At 46.8% G+C, this 24,980-nt stretch carries 20 protein-coding genes; 16 read left to right on the top strand and 4 right to left on the bottom strand.

All coding sequences use genetic code 11. The features are described from left to right. Nucleotides 1-147: 147 nt before the first annotated feature. Both NH568_RS19075 and NH568_RS19080 read right to left on the bottom strand, forming a co-directional pair. Nucleotides 148-1,620: an aminoacyl-histidine dipeptidase gene (locus tag NH568_RS19075; RefSeq protein WP_253049852.1), complete on the bottom strand. Its 1,473-nt coding sequence runs from the start codon at nucleotides 1,618-1,620 to the stop codon at nucleotides 148-150. A gap of 173 nt (nucleotides 1,621-1,793) precedes the next feature. Then, complete coding sequence (locus tag NH568_RS19080) at nucleotides 1,794-2,861, bottom strand: ketoacyl-ACP synthase III (RefSeq protein ID WP_138551987.1); 1,068 nt, start codon at nucleotides 2,859-2,861, stop codon at nucleotides 1,794-1,796. Between the two features lie 142 nt (nucleotides 2,862-3,003). Between NH568_RS19080 and NH568_RS19085 the strand changes: the two genes are divergently transcribed. The 11 genes from NH568_RS19085 (at nucleotide 3,004) to NH568_RS19135 (ending at nucleotide 16,091) form a co-directional block, all read left to right on the top strand. Further along, nucleotides 3,004-3,399 (top strand): DUF4440 domain-containing protein, encoded by a 396-nt coding sequence (locus NH568_RS19085; protein ID WP_253049854.1) that lies wholly within the window; start codon nucleotides 3,004-3,006, stop codon nucleotides 3,397-3,399. A gap of 36 nt (nucleotides 3,400-3,435) precedes the next feature. After that, nucleotides 3,436-4,314 carry a mechanosensitive ion channel domain-containing protein gene (locus NH568_RS19090; protein ID WP_253049856.1) on the top strand — a complete coding sequence of 293 codons (879 nt, stop codon included), beginning with the start codon at nucleotides 3,436-3,438 and terminating at the stop codon, nucleotides 4,312-4,314. Between the two features lie 67 nt (nucleotides 4,315-4,381). Beyond that, nucleotides 4,382-5,623 carry a HAMP domain-containing sensor histidine kinase gene (locus NH568_RS19095; RefSeq protein ID WP_253049858.1) on the top strand — a complete coding sequence of 414 codons (1,242 nt, stop codon included), beginning with the start codon at nucleotides 4,382-4,384 and terminating at the stop codon, nucleotides 5,621-5,623. Nucleotides 5,624-5,626: 3 nt separating this feature from the next. Then, entirely contained in the window at nucleotides 5,627-6,148 is a 522-nt protein-coding gene (locus NH568_RS19100; protein WP_253049860.1) for a response regulator, read from the top strand. A 76-nt stretch (nucleotides 6,149-6,224) separates the two neighbouring features. After that, nucleotides 6,225-6,629, top strand: coding sequence for a DUF1761 domain-containing protein (locus NH568_RS19105; RefSeq protein WP_253049862.1), 405 nt, complete (start codon nucleotides 6,225-6,227; stop codon nucleotides 6,627-6,629). Between the two features lie 224 nt (nucleotides 6,630-6,853). Further along, nucleotides 6,854-7,114, top strand: coding sequence for a hypothetical protein (locus NH568_RS19110; RefSeq protein ID WP_054016744.1), 261 nt, complete (start codon nucleotides 6,854-6,856; stop codon nucleotides 7,112-7,114). Between the two features lie 280 nt (nucleotides 7,115-7,394). Beyond that, nucleotides 7,395-9,386 (top strand): TonB-dependent receptor, encoded by a 1,992-nt coding sequence (locus NH568_RS19115; RefSeq protein WP_253049864.1) that lies wholly within the window; start codon nucleotides 7,395-7,397, stop codon nucleotides 9,384-9,386. A gap of 186 nt (nucleotides 9,387-9,572) precedes the next feature. After that, entirely contained in the window at nucleotides 9,573-10,076 is a 504-nt protein-coding gene (locus NH568_RS19120) for a hypothetical protein (protein WP_253049866.1), read from the top strand. Between the two features lie 353 nt (nucleotides 10,077-10,429). Beyond that, complete coding sequence (locus tag NH568_RS19125; RefSeq protein ID WP_253049868.1) at nucleotides 10,430-12,619, top strand: pre-peptidase C-terminal domain-containing protein; 2,190 nt, start codon at nucleotides 10,430-10,432, stop codon at nucleotides 12,617-12,619. Nucleotides 12,620-12,776: 157 nt separating this feature from the next. Beyond that, nucleotides 12,777-14,561: a M28 family metallopeptidase gene (locus NH568_RS19130; RefSeq protein ID WP_253050006.1), complete on the top strand. Its 1,785-nt coding sequence runs from the start codon at nucleotides 12,777-12,779 to the stop codon at nucleotides 14,559-14,561. Nucleotides 14,562-14,639: 78 nt separating this feature from the next. After that, nucleotides 14,640-16,091: a DASS family sodium-coupled anion symporter gene (locus tag NH568_RS19135; protein ID WP_253049870.1), complete on the top strand. Its 1,452-nt coding sequence runs from the start codon at nucleotides 14,640-14,642 to the stop codon at nucleotides 16,089-16,091. Nucleotides 16,092-16,169: 78 nt separating this feature from the next. On the opposite strand, the gene NH568_RS19140 is transcribed toward NH568_RS19135, so the two are convergent. Then, complete coding sequence (locus NH568_RS19140) at nucleotides 16,170-16,901, bottom strand: tetratricopeptide repeat protein (RefSeq protein ID WP_253049872.1); 732 nt, start codon at nucleotides 16,899-16,901, stop codon at nucleotides 16,170-16,172. A gap of 631 nt (nucleotides 16,902-17,532) precedes the next feature. On the opposite strand from NH568_RS19140, the gene ppc reads away from it, so the two are divergent. From ppc to cdd, 3 genes are all read left to right on the top strand, one after another. Then, complete coding sequence (gene ppc, locus NH568_RS19145; RefSeq protein WP_253049874.1) at nucleotides 17,533-20,166, top strand: phosphoenolpyruvate carboxylase; 2,634 nt, start codon at nucleotides 17,533-17,535, stop codon at nucleotides 20,164-20,166. 182 nt (nucleotides 20,167-20,348) lie between these two features. Further along, nucleotides 20,349-20,717 carry a hypothetical protein gene (locus tag NH568_RS19150; RefSeq protein ID WP_138551973.1) on the top strand — a complete coding sequence of 123 codons (369 nt, stop codon included), beginning with the start codon at nucleotides 20,349-20,351 and terminating at the stop codon, nucleotides 20,715-20,717. 81 nt (nucleotides 20,718-20,798) lie between these two features. Continuing rightward, a complete protein-coding gene (gene cdd, locus NH568_RS19155) occupies nucleotides 20,799-21,662 on the top strand; it encodes a cytidine deaminase (protein ID WP_253049876.1) in 864 nt (287 codons plus the stop codon). 8 nt (nucleotides 21,663-21,670) lie between these two features. Here cdd and udp read toward each other — a convergent pair whose 3' ends face one another. After that, nucleotides 21,671-22,435 carry a uridine phosphorylase gene (gene udp / locus NH568_RS19160; protein ID WP_253049878.1) on the bottom strand — a complete coding sequence of 255 codons (765 nt, stop codon included), beginning with the start codon at nucleotides 22,433-22,435 and terminating at the stop codon, nucleotides 21,671-21,673. Nucleotides 22,436-22,754: 319 nt separating this feature from the next. Between udp and NH568_RS19165 the strand changes: the two genes are divergently transcribed. Further along, a complete protein-coding gene (locus NH568_RS19165) occupies nucleotides 22,755-23,534 on the top strand; it encodes a DUF2189 domain-containing protein (RefSeq protein WP_054016715.1) in 780 nt (259 codons plus the stop codon). 283 nt (nucleotides 23,535-23,817) lie between these two features. Then, nucleotides 23,818-24,930 (top strand): arginase family protein, encoded by a 1,113-nt coding sequence (locus NH568_RS19170; protein WP_253049880.1) that lies wholly within the window; start codon nucleotides 23,818-23,820, stop codon nucleotides 24,928-24,930. Nucleotides 24,931-24,980 lie beyond the last annotated feature (50 nt).

The following is a 24,980-nucleotide window of genomic DNA, read 5'->3' on the forward strand; positions in this document are numbered from 1 at the left end:
AAAATTTCGCTATTTAGTTGTTCTAAATGAAAAATTTTTAACGCCGTTTGCGGCATATTTGCTCCTTCAAATTGAACAGGTATTAAGTGAAATTGGTACAATATAAATCAGGCACCTTTCGGTGCCTGATTGACTCACTAAGCGAGATTAGTCACGCTCAGGAATATTTTGCAGTAATGCCTGCATTTGTTGCCAATACAGGCCAACCGATTCAATGTGCACTTTCTCGTCAGGAGAGTGCGGGAATTTGATCGTCGGGCCGAATGAGATCATATCCATATTCGGATAGGGTTCTTTAAACAGACCACACTCCAGTCCTGCGTGGATCACCATGATATCTGGCTTGTTACCATAGATACCTTCATACATATCACGGAAAATATGCACCAGATCTGAGTTCGGGTCCGGTTTCCAGCCTGGGTAAGCTCCTGAAAATTCGATTTTCGCACCCGCTAATGCTGCCAGTGAACTCAGTGTGCCTTCGACATCTGTACGGCCTGAGTCAATTAAAGAGCGGATCAGGCAAAGCACTTCTACTTTATCTGCATCAGTGGTGATCACGCCTAGGTTCAATGACGTTTCTACAACACCCTGAATATCATCGCTCATACGGACAACACCATTCGGACAGGCATTGAGCAGAGCCAACAAAGTGTCCTGAGAGTTTGCAGACATGGCGTCGAAGGTGGTGTCTGTGTCATTTACGGCAAAGGTCAGATTTGTTTCTATGGCACCCAACTCGTTACTCAGCACAGTTTGGAATTCGCTCAGGCGCTGTTCCAGTATGCTGCGCTGCGCCGGTGCAATGGCAATCGTCGCATAAGCTTCACGCGGGATGGCGTTACGCAGTGAGCCACCTTTAAAAGCGACCAGGTTGTAGTCCACATCATTCAGATGATGCTTTAGTACTCTTGCCAGCAATTTATTGGCGTTGCCGCGACCGGTATGAATATCGACGCCGGAGTGCCCGCCTTTAAGTCCTTTTAAACTGACTTCTACAAGCTGATGACCGGCTGCAACGGGTTGGCGCTCAATATTGACTGTCATGCTGGCATCTACACCACCGGCACATCCCATGTATATCTCACCTTCTTGCTCAGAGTCGGTATTAAGCAGGATATCACCTTCCAGCCAACCTGCTTCAAGACCAAACGCGCCAGACATTCCTGCTTCTTCATCTACGGTCAGCAAAACTTCCAGAGGGCCGTGTGGAATATCTGATGAAGCCAGTACTGCAAGGCAAGACGCCATACCCATACCATTATCAGCGCCCAGAGTTGTACCTTCAGCCGTAACCCACTCACCATCGATATAAGGGCGAATAGGGTCTTTGGTAAAGTCATGATCTGTGTCGTCATTCTTCTGCGGCACCATGTCGATATGTGCCTGAAGAACGACGGGTTTACGATTTTCCATGCCAGGTGTCGCAGGCTTTTTAATGAATACGTTGCCGGTATCATCACGGCGCACGGCCAGGCCCTGAGATGTCGCCCAGTCGACAATGAAGGTGGCTAACGCTTCTTCATGTTTTGACGGGTGTGGAATTGCACAGATCTGGTCAAAGAATTGCCATACAATCTGAGGTGCCAAATTGGCGATGTCGGAATGAGGTTTAAACACCGGGTTCCCCTTATTTGAGCTATTGTCTTCCAGTCTGGACGCTTATTAGTACGTTTCAGACCTGTAAGTGGGTAAATTGTTGGGGGAGTTTACCACCGGCGGGTGTTTAGGGTCGAGTAGATACGGCCAGTTGGGCACGAACGCTTAACTGGCCCTGTAAAGGTGGCTGACCTTTACTGTTGACATGCCTTGACGGCATCGGCGATGAGTTCCATGCCGGAGTGCTCGCAAGTCGGCAAGGTTTCATCACAGTGCGCCAGTGGTGTTACGCGCTCGCCCCACTTAATGTAGCTGGCTGCCCAGGTAAGACCCGCGCCAAAGGCAGCTGACATAATGTTTGCATGAGGTTGAATTAGCCCTTGTTCAACGGCTTCACATAACGCGATGGCAATGGTCGCGGCTGAGGTATTACCATACTTATCGATATTCACCATGACTTTATCGTCTGCAATATCGAGCTTTTTCTGGATTGCCTGAATGATCCGCAGGTTAGCCTGATGCGGAACCAGCACGTCGATATCATCGAGCGACAAGTTTGCCTGAGCGAGTACATCGTCACATGCGACACTCATACCCGTTACGGCACGTTTAAAAATTTCACGTCCTTCGAAAGCCAAGTCTGACGGGCCCGGCGGGTCATAGCGGCTCAGATCGGTCCCATAGTTGGCAATGTGCAAAATCCCTCGGTCTTCACTGTCACACCCGGTTTTCGTGCCAAGCAGGCCACAAGGTTCATCGCTGGCTTCCAGGATAACAGCACCAGCGCCGTCACCAAATAACACTGCGCTGTCGCGTTTTGCCCAATTGACGTACCAGGTCATGCGCTCGGCTGCAACGACAACCGCACGTTTGATCATGCCAGCCTGGATCTGTGCCGTGGCATTTTGCAACGCGTATAAAAAGCCAGAACAGGCTGCATTGGTATCGCAGGCGGCCGCGCCGACTGCTCCAATATTTTTCTGTACCAATGAGGCAGTATTGGCCACCATGGTTGAGGGAGTGCAAGTTGCAAGTAAGACCAAGTCTATATCTGAGCCTTTTAAACCGGCGCAGGCCAAAGCCTGTTTACTGGCATAAGTAGCCAACTCTGCGGTGCTGACATGACTCACCCGGCGAGACTTAATGCCTGTGCGGGTGCTGATCCATTCGTCGTTGGTATCGACAATGTTACTTAATTCGTCATTACTGATAGAAGCGGGTGGGATTGCTTTTCCCCATCCTGTTATTTTTGCGTACTTCATTTTATCTCTTATTCAAATCCGACCAGTAGGCTAAGGCACAGTATATCGCAAACCACATTGTGTTACACACAATTATCCCTTGTCGAAATCAATGCATTGACTAGACTGATAAGAAGTGGTGGCGTTAATTGTTTGGTTTATAATGCAAAAAATTAAATTTGATACGCTGGATATGCTTATTGGCCTGGAGCGGGAATTGCTGGATCCTGCCGTACGAGAGAATCCGCAGCGACTAGCGCAGTTGTTAGATGAGGATTTCTATGAAATTTCTGCCAATGGGCTGATGTTTAATAAGTCGCATGTGCTGTCGAGACTACCGCGTGAGAAAGTCCCTCAGTTTTATAATCAGGACTTTCAGGGACAAATGCTGGCCGAACATCTTGCACAGATCACTTATCATGCTGCCTATCGCAGAAATGCCTATTCTAATTTAAATTATTCAGTCAGAATGTCCATCTGGCGCAACAGGGCGTCCGGCTGGCAGCTGCTGTTCCATCAGGGAACACCGTGCCCCGAGTTTAAGCTCAAATATGAATAACCCCGGCCAAAGCCGGAGCACATATAGAGGTGTGTATTGATTTACGTTGATAAACTGGTTGCAGTGTTGAATTACCCATTGTTTACATTTGCTGAACGCTCATTTACGGCGGGTAAGCTGCTGTTGGTACCGGTCCTGCTGTTTATTGGGGTATGGCTGACCCGATATTTCGTCAACAAGCTTACCAACCGACTCCGCACCGCAAATACCGATCCGAATATGGTGCACTTGGTGCAAAGGCTTTGTTATGTTCTTGCTATTGCTATCACAGTCATCACCATTTTGGATGTGATTAATGTGCCCATCACCGCGTTTGCATTTTTATCCGGCGCCATTGCCATCGGGTTTGGATTTGGAGCCCAAAACATCATCAATAACTTCATCAGTGGTTGGATCCTGATGTGGGAAAAGCCCATCCGTATCGGAGACTTCCTGGAGGTAGAAGGGACGAAAGGAATAGTAGAAAAAATCAATACCCGCTCAACCCGACTGCGCCGGGTAGATGGGGTGCATATGCTGATCCCAAACAGTAAATTACTGGAAAATACGGTTACCAACTGGACACTGGTCGACAAACTGATGAGAACGTCGGTACGGGTTGGCGTGGCTTATGGGTCATCCGCGAAACAGGTTGCTGCTCTAATCCAGCAGGCGACGGAAGAGCAGCCAGAAGTGCTAGCGGATCCCAAACCTCAGGTGACGTTTGAAGACTTTGGAGATAATGCACTCATATTTGAAGTCAATTTCTGGCTTAACTCGACGGTTGAAGGTGGCCTTAGGCAAGCAAGAAGCAAAATACGATTTCGACTCGATGAGCTGTTTGCAGAGCATGATGTTGTTGTGGCGTTCCCGCAGCGCGATGTACATATTGATGGGCAGATAGCCATTGTCAGGCAACAAAAGCGAGCAGGTTGACGTGACTTTGCGACACCGACGCTTTGAATGTGTCGGTACTTTTTTAATCTACAAGGCCTGAGCTTTCATGTTAATTAACTTTTCACCTAATTCTGCGCTTGGCCAGTTGCTGTTATTGCGCTCTATTGCCATTGTACTGCAGTTGGTTCTGGTGCTGATTTCATTATGGTTTCTGGACAAAAACCTGCCAGAGCAGCCTATTTTTACCGTCATCGCACTGGAGTCAGTTTTTCAGCTGGCCAGTATCTACGCTTACCGTAAAGCCAGTGAGGTTTCGCCCGGAGCGATGGTGATGCAGCTGGTGGCTGATATTTTATTTCTGACAGTATTGTTGTCCTTTCTCGGTGGAGCAAGCAACGCCTTTGTTTCCTTGCTACTTTTACCTTGCATTATTGCCGCGGTAACCGTGCCGCCGCGTTTTGTGGTGTTCATCTCTGCGGCCGCATTGATGGCGTATGGATACTTATATACGATCGTGCCTATGCACCATCATGGCATGCATATGGGTCAGCACTTGCTTGGTATGCTGGTGAACTTTGTTTTTATGGTGATCGTGATAGTCACCGTAGTGACATTTCTTGCAAGTCGTATCCAGCAACGTGAGCTGGCGCTGGCCAAGAGCCGCGAGAAGCAACTCCAGCAGGAGCAGGTGTTAGCACTGGGGAGCGCCGCTGCGCAGGTGACTCATCAACTGGCAACACCCATTGCACATTTGAATTTGTTGTTTGAAGAGCTAAGTGAAGATTATCCGCAGCACCCGGCTGTGCAGGAAATGCTTGCACCGCTTGCGCAGTGCAAAACACAGTTAGAAGGTTTCAGGGCTCAGACCGAGCTGCTAAAGCCCCATGCCCAGATTCACAGCCAGGGGTTTGAGGCTTTGTGGCAACAGCTTCATGAGCTGTTGACTTTACAGTTTCCTGAACAACGTATTTCCTGCCAGTTGCCGCCTAAGCCATTTTCAGTCAATGGTGACCCTATGCTGATCCCGGCTTTGTTCAATCTGTTTGTAAATGCAGCAAAAGCCAATGAAAAGTGCTCGGCATCTAACCTTGAGGTGAGTGTTACCGTATCAGAGGATACAACAAGTACTGCTCGTCTGTTCTGGTCTTTGTCGATCCGAGACTTCGGCCCGGGCATCGAAATGGATAAGCTAGCGCTTATTGGTAAGTCGGTGGTTGACAGTTCATCTGGTTTGGGCATGGCGCTGTTGCTGTCACATGCTACAATCGAGCGCCTTGGAGGAACCTTGCGTTTGTCTAACCATCAAACTCAGGGTGCCATATCTGTGGTGACCTTACCTGTTGTATAAATTATGAAGTTACTGATTATTGAGGACGATGTCCCTTTCGCTGCCACTTTATCACGTAGAATGACCAAGCTCGGGTTTGACTGTCAATGTGTACACGACGAGGTAAATATTGCACGTCAGTGTCAGGCATTTTTACCAGACTATGTGCTGTTGGATATGAAGTTAACCGCCAGCTCGGGGCTACAGCATATTGCGTTGATCCGGGAAATTGTCCCAAAAGCTAAAATTGTTCTATTGACTGGTTTTGCCAGCATTGCAACTGCAGTTGAGGCGATTAAGCTGGGGGCTGATGAATATCTGACTAAGCCTGCGGACACCCAGTTAATTGCCAAAACTTTGTTGGGAACGCAAGTGCAGTTCAGTGATTCGGTTGATACCACCATGTCACCTGAGCGACTTGAATGGGAACATATACAACAGACCTTGAAGGCCAATGAAGGCAATATCTCAGAAACCGCCAGGCAACTAAACATGCACCGACGTACCTTGCAAAGAAAACTTCAGAAACGCCCGGTACTTAAATAATCCATGTATAGCCCAGTTTGCTCTTCTAATGGTTATTAACTAAATTGAAATTAGTGGAATAATCGAGGTAAGTGCTGTGACTGTGTTTGATGTAGATGTGGTTGCCGTAGTCATTGCGGCAATCTCCTCTTTTGCGTTGGGAGGAATATGGTACTCACCGCTGTTGTTTCATAAGTCCTGGTTAGAAGGTGCTGGGCTAACGGAGTTAGACATACAAAATGCGGATCACAAACTGATATTCAGTGGCGCGATGTTTTTGTCCATTCTGGCTGCATTCCTAATGGCGGCACTGTTGGGTAAGAGTCCTGCGATTCTGGATGGTGTACTACTTGGTTTAGCGGTGGGGGTGTGTTTTGTTGCCAGTACACTTGGCACCAGTTACCTGTTCGAACAACGCCCCCTAAAACTGTTTCTGATTAACGCGGGGTATCATACCGCTCAGTTTTGCCTGATCGGTTTTGTGCTTGGTATTTTGAGTTAATGGTCTGCATTACCTGAATGTCCGGCTCAATGCATCTTCACCGGATATGACCAAGCAATTACACACCTTATTTGCTTACCTTAAAACGCGGACATTTATCCTGTGTTCTGTAAGGTATGCACCCTATCATAGTAAGGTTTGTGCTGTTTCAAAGACTGAAAATCACCCTACCCATGGATCCGGGCCAGCGTGTTTGGGTGAGCCTATTTTATATGGACAAAAACATGATAGATATATTGTTTGATATCATTGGTATGACGGGCACTTTCCTGGTGGTTGGTGCGTTCTTTTTGCTGCAATTGGACAAAGTGCGTCCCGATGGCATAAAGTACAACATGATGAACCTAAGTGGTGCCATTTTGCTGCTTATCAGTCTTTGCTATAACTTCAACTTAGCAAGTTTTGTGATCGAATTATTCTGGATTGCAGCGTCTTTAATCGGTCTGTACAAGTACTTTAAAAAACGCAGGCTTGCAGTCGCCTAAAGTCAGGTTAGGGGCAGTGCATTTGGGTATGTGCTGCTTCTTACCCTTCGTGAAAATAAGCTACTCTAATATTTGTTAAGTATGCAATAAAATTTCATATTTAACTATCCTTCCTCGCGCTTTTTTACTAACCTTGCTTCAATAACCCTCTAAAAAATCACAAAAAACTTGCGAACTGTCCCTGTCTGCGTAATATTAAAATTGAGATACAAAGTCACTGTTTGATTTTTGTGTTACGTGGCAACTGTTTATGTGTGAATACGTCGTTGAGCGAATGAGTATGAAAAAGAACCTGTTACCTTTGAGTATAGCTTTGCTCAGTTTTTCACTTTGTGCTCGCGAGGAAGCTCTATTTGAGCTGACGTTTGAGGAGTTGATGGATGTAACCGTTGAGCTAGCCAGTAAAACCTCCGAAACGGCACAGTCAGTGCCTTCCAGTGTTACGTTATTTTCCCGGCAGCAAATTTCCCTGCTCGGCATTCGCAACGTTTATGAGTTGATGAACTTTGTTCCAGGTTTCCAGTCCACCCGGGGTGACTGGGTGGGGAGTGTGCCGAAAGAGCATGCCAGGGGCGTGTTTCTGGACAACGGCAACATCCTGATTATGTTAAACGGCCAACGTCTGAATGATGCCTCCTTTGGTAAAGCATCAGTGTACGCGCCATTTATACCAGTAGAAGTCGTTGACAAAGTCGAGTTCATTCGCGGTCCCGGCTCGGCACTTTATGGCAGTAATGCTTTCTTAGGTGTGATGAACATAGTGACGCGCCAGTCAGATCGGCAGGTACAAATTGGTATTGGTTTGCACCAGAGCAAACAAGCTTCGCTAAGCTATAGCGAAGGGAATGATACCGGGCACGCTTTTTATGCCAATGTGAGTGCTTATGAAACGGCCGGCGAAACCTATGATATTCAGCAGGCACGTGACCCTCAGTCAAATGTGTTTGTAGAGCTTGGCGGAAAGTGGGGAGCGTTCAGTGCATCACTTCATCTGAACAGAACAAGGTTGGATGAGTTTATTAATCTGGCAAGTTACAGTCAGGAAAATTTTCATACAAGTCGTAATATAGGCGCAAAACTCTCTCATCAGACTGTGTTAACAGGCACCTTAGAAAGTGACCTGACACTGAGCTTTATTCAACATGATATTGATAGTGCAGGCCTTATTGCCACAGCTGAAGAGTTAGGCTTGCAACAGGATTTCTTTAATGGGCCTAAATGGCAGTCTGAAGACCTAACTCTAAACTGGGATTTGGCCTACCAACATAATAAAGATTTGATGGTGCATTGGGGACTTGAATATTCATTGGAAGAGCAATCTGAGGCCGGTACCTACACGTCACATTATGACCCTGACAGCGGGCAAATTATTCTGGAAGATGACTACTATCTAGGTGGCATTCAGCCTTTGAATGAGTTTGCTGCATTTGACAGCCTGAAGCAGGACTTTGATTCTTATGCTGCCTATCTGCAACTGAGATACCAAGTGAATGAGCGGCTCACTGTTTTCACTGGTTTACGGTTTGATGAGTTTATAGATATAGACAATAAGCTATCGCCACGCATCGCTACCATTTACCAGGCTAATCCGCATCATGTACTAAAACTCCAATATGGGGAGTCTTTTCGCATACCGGTTAGCAATGAATTAAACTCAAACGATGACATTACCCGCGGGAACCCGCAACTCAAGTCTGAAAACATCAAGACCACGGAACTGGTCTGGCATATGGATTATGCGCGTTGGCAAGCGGACTTGGTCTTGTTTGAGAACCAACTGGATGATTTTATCAGCCTTGAACCAGTAGATGCGGTGCAAAGTCGTTTTACTTTCAGTAACTCTTACTCTACGACGATGCAGGGGCTAGAAGCCAGTGCATCTTTTGAACTCAGTGAGTCTAGCTGGTTCAAGCTCAACTATACCCAGCATTTCGACGACCCATTTAGCGCCAGCTATAAGCGTTTTGGTTCCTGGCAACTGAATCACCAGTTTGGCCGCTTTCAGGTGGGTCTCAATGGTATCTGGCGAGCCCAGGTTAAAGTCGTCCCAGTCTTAGTTCCTGATGATCCGGACTTTCAGCATTATGAGCAAAAAGCACACTGGTTGATTGGAGGTACGCTTACCTGGCATATTGCATCGAATAAACAGCTCAGGCTGAAAGCGCAAAATCTCTTTGATGAAAAGACCAATGCATTCGACCCTCGAGTATTTGATGGGCGTGTACCTCAGCGCGGGCAGCAGCTGTTGTTGCAATATGCTCACTCATTTTAAGCCGTCACCGCCAGTTCCACTCATACACATCTAGCTTAATACCCGGGCGATTGAGTGGATTTAAGATAAGCATCTATCATCCATCGCTAAATATTAATTTTTAAAAGAAAATCTTTATTGGTCTATGCAGCATTCTGGACTGTTCTTATAATAAAGACACTCAATTCTCTCTTGTTACAGTTAAAAATGAAACCACTTATCTTTGTGATGTTAGTACTTCTGAGTGCTTGCTCATCTGTCCCTCAGGCGCCTACCATAAACAGCGAGTTGCCAAAGGTGACCTACAAGGGCAGAGGCGCAGCTGCCGGACCTATGCTGGCTGGCGCTATGGGACCTGTTGGTATAGCCGTTGGGGTTGCAATCGACGAGAGCATAGCAAAAGAGATTGGTTCAGCGCTGAAATATTCGCAGGCGCAAGGGGGAATGGAAGTGGCTGATGTCATTACTGAACAATTCCCCGAAGCTGAATCGGTACAAGTACTTTCTCTGGATTTTAAAGCGCAGCGAGGCAATGATGATTTTGCTTTGGCAACGGTTGGCTTGCTCCTTCGTTCAAAACAGGAAACATGGCAATTATGTTTGCAAACTAACCCGGGGGATTTGTCGGCACTAAAGGAAACATCACTTAGCTGGTCTCTTATTGCAGAGTCAATCTTAGCTAATCGCCTATGTGAGCAAAGTCAGGACTAATGTCAATTGTCACCGAAAATGCTGTGTTGTTATAATGTATCAATGGTGATTATTCAAATTTGAAACCAAAGTTGTAGAATTTAATATTACAAGAACTGTAACACTATCCTTACATGTTCCGTTCGGGTTGGGGCGCTGTATGGTTGGGAATTATGTATAACTAAATGTAAATAAAGCTAATGTTTGCAGAACACCACCTGTAAACATAAAAACAACCAAAAGTTAATAAAAGTTTATTTTTATGGCTTTCTAACTAGTCTTCATGTTGCGCACTCGTTAATTGGGTGCTTGGTGTGTGGTTGTAAAACAGCCATCCGCTTAACAAAACAACAAGTAATCATGGAGCAAATTAAGTGAAACTATCAAAAATAGCTTTAGCAACCGTAGCTGGTCTGGTGCTGACTTCGGGCGCGGCAAATGCTGCTCAGAAGCGCTTCCTCAACACACATAATACCATTTCTTCAATGCTAGAATCTGCCGGGCCGGCGGTTTTGTCTGCACAGCCGGAACAGCTGGTTGGCCTGAGTGCCGACAACACGTTGGTTGAGTTGAAATCATATCCCCATGCCAGTGGCGCAGTGACCAAACGCTATCAGCAAATGTACAAAGGCCTGCCAGTGATAGGCGATACGGTCAGCCTGACTTATGACAGCGCGGGTGCACTTAAACGTGCACATGGCGCTGCTGTGTATGAGATTGCAGCTGATCTGAGCTCAGTCACACCAAAAATGTCAATGCAGATGATGAAAAGTCAGCTAGAGAAGCAATTTGCGGTGCAACAAAGTAACAACGAAGTGGCACTGGCTAAGCATAATGAAACCAACCGCCTAGGGATCTGGCTTGATGAACAATCAACCGCCAGGCTTGTTTATGAAGTGACCTATGTGACTTATGGCAAGTCGCCTTCACGTCCATACAAAATTATTGATGCCAATAGCGGTGAGCTGCTGATGGAGTTTGATAATATTCAGCATGCTAACGCGACAGGCCCGGGTGGCAACCAAAAAACGGGTCGTTACCAGTATGGTACAGACTACGGCCACCTTGATGTGTCTCAGTCGGGTAATACCTGCACTATGAATAACGCCAACGTAAAGACCATTAACCTCAATCATGGTAGCAGCGGTTCAACGGCACACAGCTTCACCTGCCCTGAAAACACAGTTAAAGAAATTAATGGTGCCTATTCACCTTTGAATGATGCACATTACTTTGGCAATGTTGTTTTCAATATGTATAACGACTGGCTGGGTACTGCGCCATTAACCTTCCAGCTTAAAATGCGTGTTCATTACGGTAATAACTATGAAAATGCGTTCTGGGACGGCAGTGCCATGACATTTGGTGATGGACTGAATCGTTTCTACCCTTTGGTCAGTCTGGATGTGTCTGCGCACGAAGTCAGTCATGGTTTCACCGAGCAAAATTCAGGACTGGTTTATCGCTATAAATCAGGTGGCCTGAATGAGGCTTTTTCTGACATGGCAGGTGAAGCCGCTGAGTTTTATATGAAAGGCAGCAATGACTGGATGGTTGGAGAGGAAATCTTTAAATCTACCGGTGCACTGCGCTATATGGACGATCCGACTAAAGACGGTAACTCTATAGGTCATCAGTCAGACTATACCTCCAGTATGGACGTGCACCACAGCTCGGGTGTGTTTAATAAGGCGTTTTATACGCTGGCGAACAAAGCAGGCTGGGACACCAAGAAAGCATTCATTGTCATGGCAAAAGCAAATCAGCTTTACTGGACTGCGAGTACTGATTGGGACACCGCCGGTAATGGCGTAATGGATGCGGCCTGTGATCTTGGCTACAACCATGATGACGTCAAAGATGCGTTGGCGGTTGTGGGTGTCACTTCACAGCTGAGCCCTGGCAGCTCTTGCGGTACAACTGAGCCACCACAGGATGAGCTATTGACCAATGGGGTTGCCCGTACCGGGATCAGTGGCGCATCTAAAGCTCAAAGCTTCTTCCGTCTGGAAGTGCCTGCTGATGCCACCAATCTTTCCTTTGTTACCGCAGGTGGTTCAGGCGATGCAGATCTGTACGTTAAATTCGGTAGTCGTCCTTCATTGCAAACATTCGATTGTAAGAGCACGTCATCAAGCAGCAATGAAACCTGTAATATCAGTGCGGTTCAGGCTGGCACTTATTACGTGATGGTCGAAGCCTGGAATGCAATCTCGGGTGTTTCACTCACGGGCTCCTACACCAGTGGCGGGTCTGGTACGCCGCCGATTGACCGTACCGAGACGAATGTCAACGTAGGTTCAGGACAGTGGACGAGATTCACTCAGGATCTGGCGGCTGGCTACTCTAACCTTACTATCACGATCAACGGGGGCAGTGGTGATGCAGATTTATATGTGAGATACGGCAGTGAATCGACCTTGTCTACCTATGATTGTCGGCCGTACCGCAATGGCAACACTGAAAGCTGTACCTTTGACAACCCTCAAGCTGGCACCTGGCACATTGATTTGCGTGGCTACTCAGCTGCGAGTGATGTCACGGTGAATATTAAAGCCAACTAGTCGCAGAAGAGGGGAGCATATTGCTCCCTTTTTTAATGTTCATTTATCTATTTCACAAAGAGGTGTTGCGATGAAAACTCAACGATCCGTTCGTATCCTGAGCCTGGTTGTGGCTGCGAACTTTACACTCTTCTCTCAGGGCGCTGCGTTTGCAAATATGCCGTCTGACGCAGAGAACCCCTGGATAACCATAGACACTATGGCAGGCCAGCATTATCAATTACAAAACCTGCTGACAGGCAGGCACATCGAAGCAGAAGCCAGTACCGTACCTGGCATTAGTATCGCTCAGATCAATGACATTGAGCACGGCGAGCTGAGTCATTTTATGCATGAAAACTATCACCGTTGTGGCGGATTTGTCGCACATGCTTCCAAATATGAAGCCCAGCAGTATCTTGCCGACCTGCAAGGCGCGCTCAATAGCCAGCCATTGCAGGCCTACTCGATTGATAATCCGGCGATGGTAAATGCCATGATAGCTGAAGTGAGCACTTCGAGTTTGGACAGCACAGTCACCAATCTGACCTCGTTTCACAATCGCTATTACACCCAGCAAACGGGCGTCGAGGCTGCGCAATGGATAAAGCAGAACTGGCAGATGATTGCGCAGTCACGCAGCGATATTAGTGTTGATTATTATACGCATAGCTGGTCACAGTCATCTGTTGTGGCAACGATTAGTGGTGCTGAAAATGCAAACGAAATTGTGATTATTGGTGGTCACCTGGACTCTATCAATCAGTCCAGCCCTTCGGCAGGTCGAGCACCGGGCGCCGACGACAATGCATCTGGTATAGCAGTCTTAACTGAGGCACTTAAAGCGCTTGTCGCTTCTGGTTATAAGCCCCAAAGGACTATTCAAATCATGGGCTTTGCCGCGGAAGAAGTAGGCTTAAGGGGCTCCAAAGCGATTGCACAGGACTATAAGTCTCAGGGAAAAAATGTGGTTGGCATGGTGCAGTTTGATATGACCGGAAATAATGGTAGCAGTCAGGACATTGTCATGATGACGGACTATACCAACAGCGGCCAGAATCAGTTTTTGGCGCAGCTGCTTGACGCATATTTACCAACCTTAAGCTACGGCTACGACCAGTGTGGATATGGATGTTCAGATCATGCCTCCTGGTTTGCGCAAGGGTTTCCAGCCTCAATGCCATTTGAGTCACGTATGTCAGAGCTAAACCGCAAGATACACACAATCAATGATACGGCTTTTGACGCCACCCATGCGAGCAAGTTTGCCAAACTGGCCGTGGCCTATTTGGCTGAAATGGGTAAGAATGCCGGAGATTTACCCCCTCCGGATCCAGGTAAACTACAAAATGGTGTGCCAAAAACGGGGATCAGTGGCGCCGCTAAGTCTCAGCACGACTTTTCACTTGAGGTACCAGCTGGCAGCAGTAACCTGGTGTTTAAAACTTCAGGTGGTTCCGGCGACGCCGACCTCTACGTGAAATATGGTTCAAAGCCGACACTGCAAAGTTTTGACTGCAAGAGCACAACCTCCAGCAGCAATGAAACTTGCAGCATGAGTTCGGCTAACGAAGGCACCTATTATGTGATGGTGGAAGCCTGGAACGAAATACAGAATGTCACGCTTGTTGGAGAGTATCAGCAAGGAGGCGGTACGCCGATACCTATTAATCGTACAGAGCGTAATTTGTCCGTTGGGCAAGGCCAGTGGATCAACTTTACGCAGCAATTGGGCAGTGGATATCAATCTCTGACTGTGACCTTGTCCGGCGGGGTGGGGGATGGCGATTTGTATGCCAAATTTGGCTCGCAGGTGGGTGACAATAGTTATGACTGTCGACCCTACAAAAACGGCAATTCAGAAACCTGTACGTTTGATACGCCAAATACAGGTACCTGGTACATTGGGGTTAGGGGTTATCAAAGTGCCAGCGGCATGACGTTGTCGATATCGGCACAATAAAGCGATTTTCCATACTCTGTACTTATTTTACTGGCATAATAGACACCGAGTGTTAAATCCAGGTAAAAAATATAAAGAATGGATAATTTAAAAAAATCAAAACTCTGGACCGATCGGTTGTGTCTGCTGCTCGGTCCCGCTTTTATGTTGCTGACCTGTTTTACAGCCCCGCCTGAGGGGATGAGTGTCGAAGCATGGCGTACAGCCGGACTGGCTGTTTGGCTGGGAATATGGTGGGTGAGTGAAGTGGTACCAATTCCTGCTACTTCTCTGGTACCGCTGATCGTAGTGCCGTTGGCGGGTATTAATGACATTAAGTCTGCTTCTGGTTTGTATGCACACCCCCTTATATTCTTGTTTCTGGGTGGATTTTTGATTTCGATTGCCATGGAAAGGTGGCAGTTACATAAACGAATCGCACTGCATACTATGTTGCGAAGCGGTAATAACCCCAAAATGCAAATTCTGGCGATGATGTTGGTGAGTGGCTTTTTATCTATGTGGATCAATAACACAGCCACTACACTTATGATGTTGCCTATTGCACTGTCTGTTATACATGTTTTAAAGGATAATCAGTCTCAGGACAATAATTATGGTATTGCACTGTTACTGGCCATTGCCTATAGCGCGAGTCTGGGTGGCGTGGGTACTATAATAGGCACGGCACCCAATGCATTGATGGTTGCTTACCTGTGGGAAAACTATCAGATTAAGATTGGCTTCGCGCAGTGGATGGTTATGGCGGTACCTTTCACATTTGGAATGATCTTGCTTTGCTGGTTGTGGTTGACCCGTTTTGCATTCAAAGTTCAAAAGAGCAGCAAGGATACCGATTTGACTCAGATATTCACCAAACAACTCGGTGAACTGGGACGTATGAGTCTGGCAGAGAAAAACGTGTTATTAGTATTTATCTTTGCGGCCGTGAGCTGGATCACCCGACCTTATCTGGCCAGTTTGACGGGCCTGGATATTACGGATACCGGTATTGCGATGGCAGCTGCGTTACTGCTATTTGTATTACCGGCAAAAGGCGGTAGCGATACGCGCCTGATGGACTGGCAGGCGGCGCAACAGGTCCCCTGGGGAATATTATTGCTATTTGGGGGCGGGTTAACGCTGGCGTCTCAAATCAAAGGCTCCGGGCTGGCGGAATATATTGCCAATATGTTGGCGGGCGCGAGTGCCATTCCTCTAATCCTTGGTGTGCTGGCGGTGGCTGCTCTGATTACCTTTTTAACCGAACTGACCAGCAATACGGCGACGGCGGCAGGCTTTTTACCTCTGCTTGGTCCTGTTGCAGAACAAGTTGCTGGTACCCCACTAATTTGGGTGATTCCTGCTGCGATGGCAGCAAGCTGCGCGTTTATGATGCCAGTGGCAACTCCGCCTAATGCTATTGTGTTTGGCTCAGGGGAAATCAAGATTCGCGACATGATCAAGGCTGGATTTGTTATGAACCTGTTCGCTATTGTGGTCATCACAACGCTTACTATGGTGGTAGGCAGCAGAGTATTCGGCTACTAAGGAATCCCAAAGAACAGAGATCATAAAAGACAAGCCGCTATGGCGGCTTGTTTTTGGGCTTGATTAGATAACGCGCGATTAATCTTCAGTGATCTGCGACCCTGCGATATAGGTTCCAGCCTGAATTTTATGATAAATACTGTCGGCGATTTCCTGGGCATCTTCTCGTTGTGAGCGAGACATGCTCTTTTCATCAAGTCTGCGACTTGTCGCCGCCGGGCGGTAACCGTTATATTCTGCCAGTGTGTTCCAAATGTATGAACGTTGTATGTTTTTCTCGCCACCAAGGCCCTGATAGTAAAGCAGGGCAAGATTAAACATCGCCAGGGTATAGTTATTTGCGGCAGCCCGTTCATACCAGAATTTTGCCTCGTTGTAGTCCTGGGTGACGCCATCCCCATTGGCATGCATGACGCCAAGATTAAACTGTGCCGCGGGCATATTCTTTCTGGCCGCGGCATTAAACAGATCAACCGCCTTTTGTTTATCAAGTTTAACACCCTGGCCCTGGTCGTACATTACAGCCAGTGAAAACATGGCATCGGCACTGCCAAGTTTTACAGCTTGTTGCATAAGTTCAGCGGCTTTTCGTGGGTTTCTGGGTACCCCGTATCCGCCTTCATACATTTTAGCTAACTCGTATATGCCAGGCGCAAACCCCATATCAGCCAGGTATCTGAACTCTTTGAGTGCAACATCAAATTGCCCGGCATTTGCCGCCGCTATGCCTTCCTCCAGCCCTGCCTTCGCAGCTGGGGCGGCCGCAAGCAAACCCGTAAGGGCCAGTGCGTAAGTAAGTTTATGCCACATGTGCGTTCTCCTTAATAACCTATGTTTTAAGTCACCAAACATAATACCAAATTAGCGTAAATAGATAGCCTGCTGACCTAACTAAATCAGACACTATTTGCCGCTATGGACATCCCAACATTGAACAATGCCTAACAATCGGTTCGATAGCTTTTTGCGACATGGCTACAACCGCTACATTTCATAATAACGATTTAGCAAATCGCCTGGCAGCAAATGCTGAGTATAGCAGTCTGGAGCTGAAACTGTTTCAGCGAGTGGTTGTACAAAGGAGTTAGTATAAGCGATTGAGGCATAATAAAAAAAGCCCTTTCGGGCTTTTCTGATACATATCAACCGTCACTGATATGAGCAATGTAGCAAGTAAATGAGTACGTTTACCAATGCTTCCTGTGAAAAAGGCATTGGCAGATCAACGTTTAATGAAGCCCTGAACGGAGAATAAAAGTGTCTCGAGATTCATTGAGAATGATTATCACTAATCTTTTTTAATAAGTCAATTGCAAATGATAACTAATTGCAATAGGTGTTTTTTATAACTTTTCGCGTCTGGGTGTCATCAAAGTATCTTTTCTTTTTCGTTTTATAGTCAGTATATTGAGATGAATGAAATTTGTTCAGGGAGCATGTTATGCAACAGCAATATACAGAATTGAAACGAAATGTCAGTCTTCTAGGTGAGTTACTGGGTACCACCATCGCTCACTCACAGGGGGCTGAGGTACTTGAAAAAGTTGAGTTGATCCGACACCTGGCAAAGTCATCTCGCAGCGGTGATGTGCAGGCTAGAGAGACGCTGATAGAGACACTGCAATCTTTGCCTGATGAAGAACTATTACCCGTATGTCGCGCGTTTAGTCACTTCCTGAATCTTGCCAATGTTGCCGAACAGCAGCATACGATTTCAGACGCCGGTTGTCCTCAAGGGCCTTTTGATACACTGCAAACAACCTTGTCTGAGGTAACAGCGAAAGTAGCTAAAGGAGATACCGATCTTCAGACCGTGACCAGCGTTATAGAGAACTTGTCTATTGAATTGGTGTTAACTGCACACCCGACCGAAGTGACACGCCGTACTTTGATCAGTAAGCACGTTGAGCTCAGTGAGTGTTTATCAGAGCTGGCTGACTGTCAGGATAGCAGCTTATGTCGTAATGAAGTGATTTCTCGAATTGAACAACTGATCTGCCAGGCCTGGCACACGAATGAAATCAGAAACAAGCGTCCAACCCCGCTTGAAGAAGCAAAATGGGGTTTTGCAGTCATTGAGAACAGCTTATGGGACGCCGTACCCAAGTTTACGCGGACCTTAACTCACCTGGCCCAAGGGCAACTCGGTATGATTTTGCCTGAGGATTATGCCCCTGTAAGCTTGGCTTCGTGGATGGGAGGTGACAGAGATGGTAACCCCAACGTCACCGCAGAGGTCACTCAAAGTGTCCTCGACCACGGCCGTTGGATGGCGTTGGACTTGTACTACCGAGACCTGGATGTACTGAGTTCAGAATTATCAATGGCACCTGCAAATGAGGAGTTAAGAAAGCTGACGGCAGACCATGCAGAGCCATATCGGGCGTTACTGAAGCAGTTGAAAGCTGATGTGAACGAAACAATATTGGCGCTGGAACATAAGATTAAATCGCTGCCCAGCTCACATCAGGACAAAATCCGTTCGACGGAGCAGCTTATGGCGCCGCTCGCAGTTTGTTATCGTTCTTTGACAGAGTGCGGTATGGAAGTGGTCGCAAATGGTATGTTGCTGGACGTGATGCACAGGCTCAGGTGCTTTGGGGTTCAGCTATGTAAGCTGGATATTCGTCAGGATTCAGGAAGGCATTGTGACGTATTGTCTGAGGTGACGCGTTATCTGGGGATAGGAGATTATGCCCAATGGTCGGAGCAGGACAAGCAGGCCTTTCTGCTTTCAGAGCTTTCTTCTCGACGTCCCTTGTTGCCTAAACACTGGCAGCCCAGTGAAGAGGTTCAGGAAGTGCTGGACACCTTCGCTGTGATAGCTAAGCAGGATAGAGCAGCGCTGGGTATTTACATTATTTCGATGGCCAGAGAAGCGTCAGATGTGCTGGCTGTGGAATTATTGCTTCAGGAAAGTGGCTGCCCGTTTAAACTGCCTGTGGCACCACTTTTCGAGACTCTGGATGACCTCAACCATGCACAGGAAGTGATGCAGCAACTGTTCGACTCGAGCTGGTACAAAGGACATGTAGGACAGCAGCAGTACGTAATGATCGGCTATTCTGACTCTGCTAAAGATGCTGGCATGATGGCGGCGGGCTGGGCACAGTATCTGGCTATGGAGCAGCTTATTGATGTGGGGGAGAAATACCAGGTTGAGATGCATTTGTTTCACGGTCGGGGTGGCACAATAGGGCGTGGCGGCGCACCTGCTGCGCAGGCGTTACGTTCTCAGCCGCCGGGATCACTGAGTCATGGTTTGAGAGTGACAGAGCAAGGTGAAATGATCCGCTTTAAGTTTGGTCTTACTCCGGTCGCAATCCAAAGTCTGTCACTCTATGCCAGCGCCATTATTGAGAACAATCTGTATCCGCCTCCGCAGCCCAAGTCGGATTGGCGCGACGCGATGGCGCTGCTAAGTGAACAGTCTTGCAATCAGTATCGCGACTTTGTCCGTGGTAATGCAGATTTTGTGTCTTATTTCAGAGCCGCAACACCCGAAATAGAGCTGGCAAAGTTGCCCTTGGGCTCGCGTCCTGCAAAACGTAAACCGCAGGGGGGCATAGAGAGCCTGCGCGCCATTCCCTGGATATTCGCCTGGAGTCAAAATCGTCTTATGTTGCCTGCGTGGCTTGGTGCCCTGGCCGGGATACAAAGTGTGGTGAAGGAGCATGGAGAGTCTCTACTGGGTGAGATGAGTGAGCAATGGCCGTTTTTCAGAACGCGATTGGAGATGCTGGAAATGGTATTTTGTAAAACCGACTTATGGTTAAGCGAATATTATGATGCCCGACTAGTGCCCGTGCCGCTTCAGCCTTTAGGTAAGTTACTTCGCAGTGAATTGAAAGAAGCCACGCAGTTTATTGAAAAGTATGCTCCGAAGGGATCGCTGTTATCGGCGCAGCCGTGGATCCGCGAGTCCATAGCGCTTCGTAACCCCTACACGGATCCGCTTAATGTCTTACAGGTGGAGTTACTTAAACGTACCAGAGATAAGGCTAACCCAGAACTGGACAGTGCACTGATGATCACTATGATGGGTATTGCTGCAGGGATAAGAAATACGGGTTAATTTTTATTGATGCAATAATGATTACATTCTGTAATAACAAAAACCAATCCTATAGGGTTGGTTTTTTAATTTTATCTAGTTTTTTATGGTTGTTTTGTTGACATCAATTCGTATTTAACTAGAATGCCCTGCTACCTTGTAAACGTACTTAACGCTAGTTTAAGCAATAGTCAGAGGCTGCAATGTCAACGCTTTCAACCAGTATCACCTATGATGAAACGACAACCTTAATCATGATGACCCTTAGAGGCAAAGCTGGGGTGGATGATGTTGTTAATGCCTACAAAGCGGCAAATAGTTATGCCTCAAAGCACCAAAGCAGTAAACTATTGGTGGATGTTTCTGAGCTTGAGCACAGGTTCGCTGCAATCGATGTTGTCAACGTTATGCCTAAGGTGGCGCATCATGTTAAAAACATGAAAATCGCCAGAGTGGTCGGTATTGAGGGATTTATGCACGATTTGTTCTTACAGAAAGTACAGCGTTTTGGCATTAATGCAGAAAATTTTGAGTGCTTTAAAAGTGCGAAGGAATGGTTGAGTAAAAGCTAATTCGAGCGTAAACTGGTCTGCCATGAAACAAGCGCAAAAAAGCGCTGCTCAGGCATTAGTCTGAGCGAATAATAATGATATATGGTAGACACTGACAACAAGTTAAATCCTTCCGTACTGGAAGTGTGCAAATCCGCCAATGGAGTACTAACTCCCGATATTCAAAACCACATTAAGTCCCTTCTCGGATGCGATAACACGCAATTAGGGCAAGCCCTGTTACCTTACGCTGCGAGCTTTGCTCAGGCGCCTATTTCGTCTTTTCTGGTTGGCGCCGTTGCTTATGACAAATACACTGAATGCTATTTCTTGGGGGCTAACCTTGAGTTTTCACACCAAGCGCTCTCGTTGGTTGTTCACGCTGAACAGGCTGCGATTAATAATGCCTGGCTAAATGGTGCTAAGGAAATCACTCGAATAGATATTACAGCTGCACCGTGCGGGTATTGTCGCCAGTTTATGAATGAGCTGAAAAATGCAAAACAGCTTAAAATCACCTTACCAACAGGAGAAACGACGTTGTCACAATTGCTCCCCGGTGATTTTGGCCCTACGGATTTGGGTAATCAGGAAGCGCTGTTTGGCAGTACATCAATCGATATACAGAACCATGATGGTCTGTCCGGTGAGTTAATCAGACATTTAAGTCAAGTCTATGCGCCTTATACAAAAAATGTGGCAGCGGCTGAGTTGGTGACGACGAACGGTAAGCGATTTTATGGGCGTTATATAGAAAATGCAGCGTACAGCCCAAGTTTATCGCCAATGCAGAGTGCGCTTAGTCAGTTGGCAATGAGTGGTGAAATACTGGCAGAGGCAAAGCTGGAGCGAGCCACTTTGGTAGAAACCAAAGGAAGAGAAAACCAAAGGGCAGTAACAGAGGCTGTGATAAGCAGTTTTAACGACGCGCTAGAACTGCAGTATCATGTAATCGAAATAAAGTAGGCAGGTGCCTACTTTGTTTTTTCTAGTACGATTTCGGCTGCTTTGATAACAACAGCAACCGCGTTTTTCTCTACCAGTTTATGGTCAACATTTGGGATCTCCTGGCGTGTACGATTTACCAGTACGCCGGCTACACAGGCTGCTTTTAGTCCCAAAGCGGCACACATGGTAAAGAGCGTCGCTGACTCCATTTCATAGTTCATTACATTGAGCTTTTGCCACTCTTCACACGAGCCCTGGAACGCCTTTGGAACGTATCCGGAGAAAGTATCATAGCGTTCCTGACCCGGATAGAATGTATCACTCGAAGCAGTGATACCAGTATGATAGGTCACACCCAGCTGCTCACAGGCTTCAACCATGGCTGATGTGCTGTGGAAATCAGACACTGCAGGGTAGGCAAGTGGTGCAAAATGTTGACTGGCACCATCAAGGCGTACAGAGGCGGTACTAACCAGAATATCACCTTCATTGATATGCGGCTGAATAGCGCCAGTGGTACCTATGCGTAAAAAGGTATTGATGCCAAGTTGGGCGAGTTCTTCAACCGCAATTGACGTTGATGGTCCACCGATACCAGTCGAGCAAATCACAATAGATTGGCCGTTAATATCGCCAAGATATACGTGAAATTCGCGTGTCTGAGCCAAACATTTTGGATTGTCCAGTTGTTCCGCGATCCGCTCTGAACGTTTTGGGTCGCCAGGAACGATAGCCAGTGTTGCACCGTTTAGATCTGCTTTCGAAAGACCCAGGTGAAATACCTTTTCCATAAATAAACCTTGTGTAGTTCTAAAGCCCAATGGTCAATTTTACCTGCAATTAAGTACAGGACGAATGTCCTTATCCTGGCCTTTGAGCGTTACAATTGTGTCGTTTAGTGACATCACCCTATGAGCCTGGGGTTATACATATATTTCACGTTTAACCCTAGATGAAACAAAGAGTTGTTTATCCTGCTTTGACATAGGGCATCTGCATTTCTGTGCCAACCTGTAAACAAAGCGCTAATTGAAATTAACCGAATGCTTGCAACATTGTCGACTGTCTTCTAAACCTTAATAAGGAGAAAGCAAATGGGGAATACCTACTATGCCTGCAACACAATCGATAGACAAGCACAACGAGTTTGCCCGCTGTTTTGAAAGCAACAAGCTAAGCCCATTTGTGGCGTTTCATTGGCTCGCACTCGCCTTTAAAGACATTGCCCGAGCACCTTTGCTCAGTTTAATTTACGGACTGGTTTTTACAACAATTCCTGCCGCCATTATGTGGCTTGCGTTTGAGGTAGAAACACACCTTGTGATTTTGCCTGCGGCTGTTGCATTTGCGTTGATAGGTCCTGCATTTGCCGCCGGGCTGTATGATGTCGCCTGGGAGCTTGAAAAAGGCCATAAGCCAACTCTGAGTCATAGCCTTAAAAGTATGTTCAGAAACCCGGCCGGAGAATGGGGCTTTGCGATTCTACTTATGGTCATTATGATCGTCTGGATGCGTCTTGCTGCATTGATCCACGCATTATACCCAAATGTGCCAAACCCCAACTTTGAGCAGCTTTCGGCCTTTCTGGGACTGGGAACTCTGGTAGGTGGTATTCTCGTGGTGACGGTGTTTGCGATTTCGGCGTTTACACCGCAAATAATGATGGAACGACGTGTAGATATAATGACGGCGGTAGTGTCATCCATTCATGCTGTGAGGTCTAATGCCGCGGCGATGATAGTGTGGGGCGCAACTATAGGTGTCTTGGTGATAGTGGGCTTCCTGACTGGTACGGCTGGGTTTATCGTCATTATGCCGCTGCTGGCCTATGCAAGTTGGCACGGATACATTGCGACAATCAAAACCAAAAAACCAAGAAAATACGAATAAGCAAACACTTAGCCTGCATATTCAACCGCTCTGTCTGCTATCAACGATGTCAGAGCGGTTGACTTATCTCTCAGCCATGTTATACCGACTCCAGTACAATTTATATAATCGTTTTAAAGTCCACTTGATATCCGTAACTAATTGAAAAATAAAGGATGGCCTGGTTTTATTGTGTAAGGTTCTTGACGCTTTTCACTAACCGAGCATACAGACTCTGTTAATTTGACAATTATTCTTTGAGTAACGGTGTGGCATGTTTATGCAGTTGACTGAGGAGGTCTCAATGAGTGATAGCAAGATAAAATTTCATCAGAAAATAGAAAACTGTTTATGTCCGCCAGGCGACGGGGTGTTTACTGTCAACACAGCGAAAGAAAGAAAAGCGGCGTTGCGCGAGAAACTGTATGGACAGACAGAAAACATTGAGCCCCTTTGGAAAGCGTCACTGAATACATTGTCTGATAGTGAGTACAAGGCTGCCATTTTGGGGATCAGCTCAGATTGTGGCGGTGGTATCTTAAGAGGCGCCAACTGGGGACCCTTATTTCTTCGTTCCACACTGCTGACACAGCAACCTCAAGTTAGCGCGTTTGATTTGGGTGATGTACGGGTTATACCTCACTTGTTACATGATAAATACCTCAATGAGGGGACCATTAGTAACTGTCAGAAAGCCTTATATCAGGACGAAAACAGTGAGTACCATGTGTCTCCGCTTTCTATCACTGAAGATGTGTGCGATGGCTTCTATGCACATTATCCTGAAAAAGGGATTTTCGGTATCGGTGGTGATCACTCCATCAGTTATCCGCTTACCAAGGCGTATCTTAAAGCTAAACGAGATCAGGGTAAGCGCACTGCTATCATTCACTTTGACGCACATACTGATTTACTCGTTGAGCGATTAGGTATTGATTTGTGCTTTGGTTCTTGGTGTACACATATTCTGGAATTTCTTCCTGCACCGCACCACCTTATTCAGTTTGGGATCCGTTCAAGTGGTAAGAGTAAAGCGCACTGGGAGTCTACATTTGGCGTCAAGCAACATTGGGCCCATGAGATCCGTGAGCAAGGCGCAAGTGCAATCGTAGAGCAGGTGATCAAGCAGCTTAAAGAAGATAAAGTCGATGAGCTGTATGTCAGCTTTGATATTGATGCGCTTGACGAAGAATTCGCTGCGGCAACCGGTACGCCTGAATCTGGCGGCATGACACCCGATGAGGCAATGATCATTCTGACCGCCCTAAGTAAAGAGTTTCCGATCACGGGTGCTGATATGATGGAGATAGCACCATTTACAGATAGCTCTCTTGCTGGCTCTTCGAGTTCAGAAACCACGCTTCGTGAAGGGGCAAAATTGTCCGCTTTTCTGATTGATGCCATCAATAAAAGCTAATTAAACAGTGAAAGAGGGCTTTGGCCTTCTTTCATCTTGCCATCATCAGC

Source organism: Pseudoalteromonas sp. XMcav2-N (genome assembly GCF_024124545.1).
In the GTDB taxonomy this organism is placed as follows: domain Bacteria; phylum Pseudomonadota; class Gammaproteobacteria; order Enterobacterales; family Alteromonadaceae; genus Pseudoalteromonas.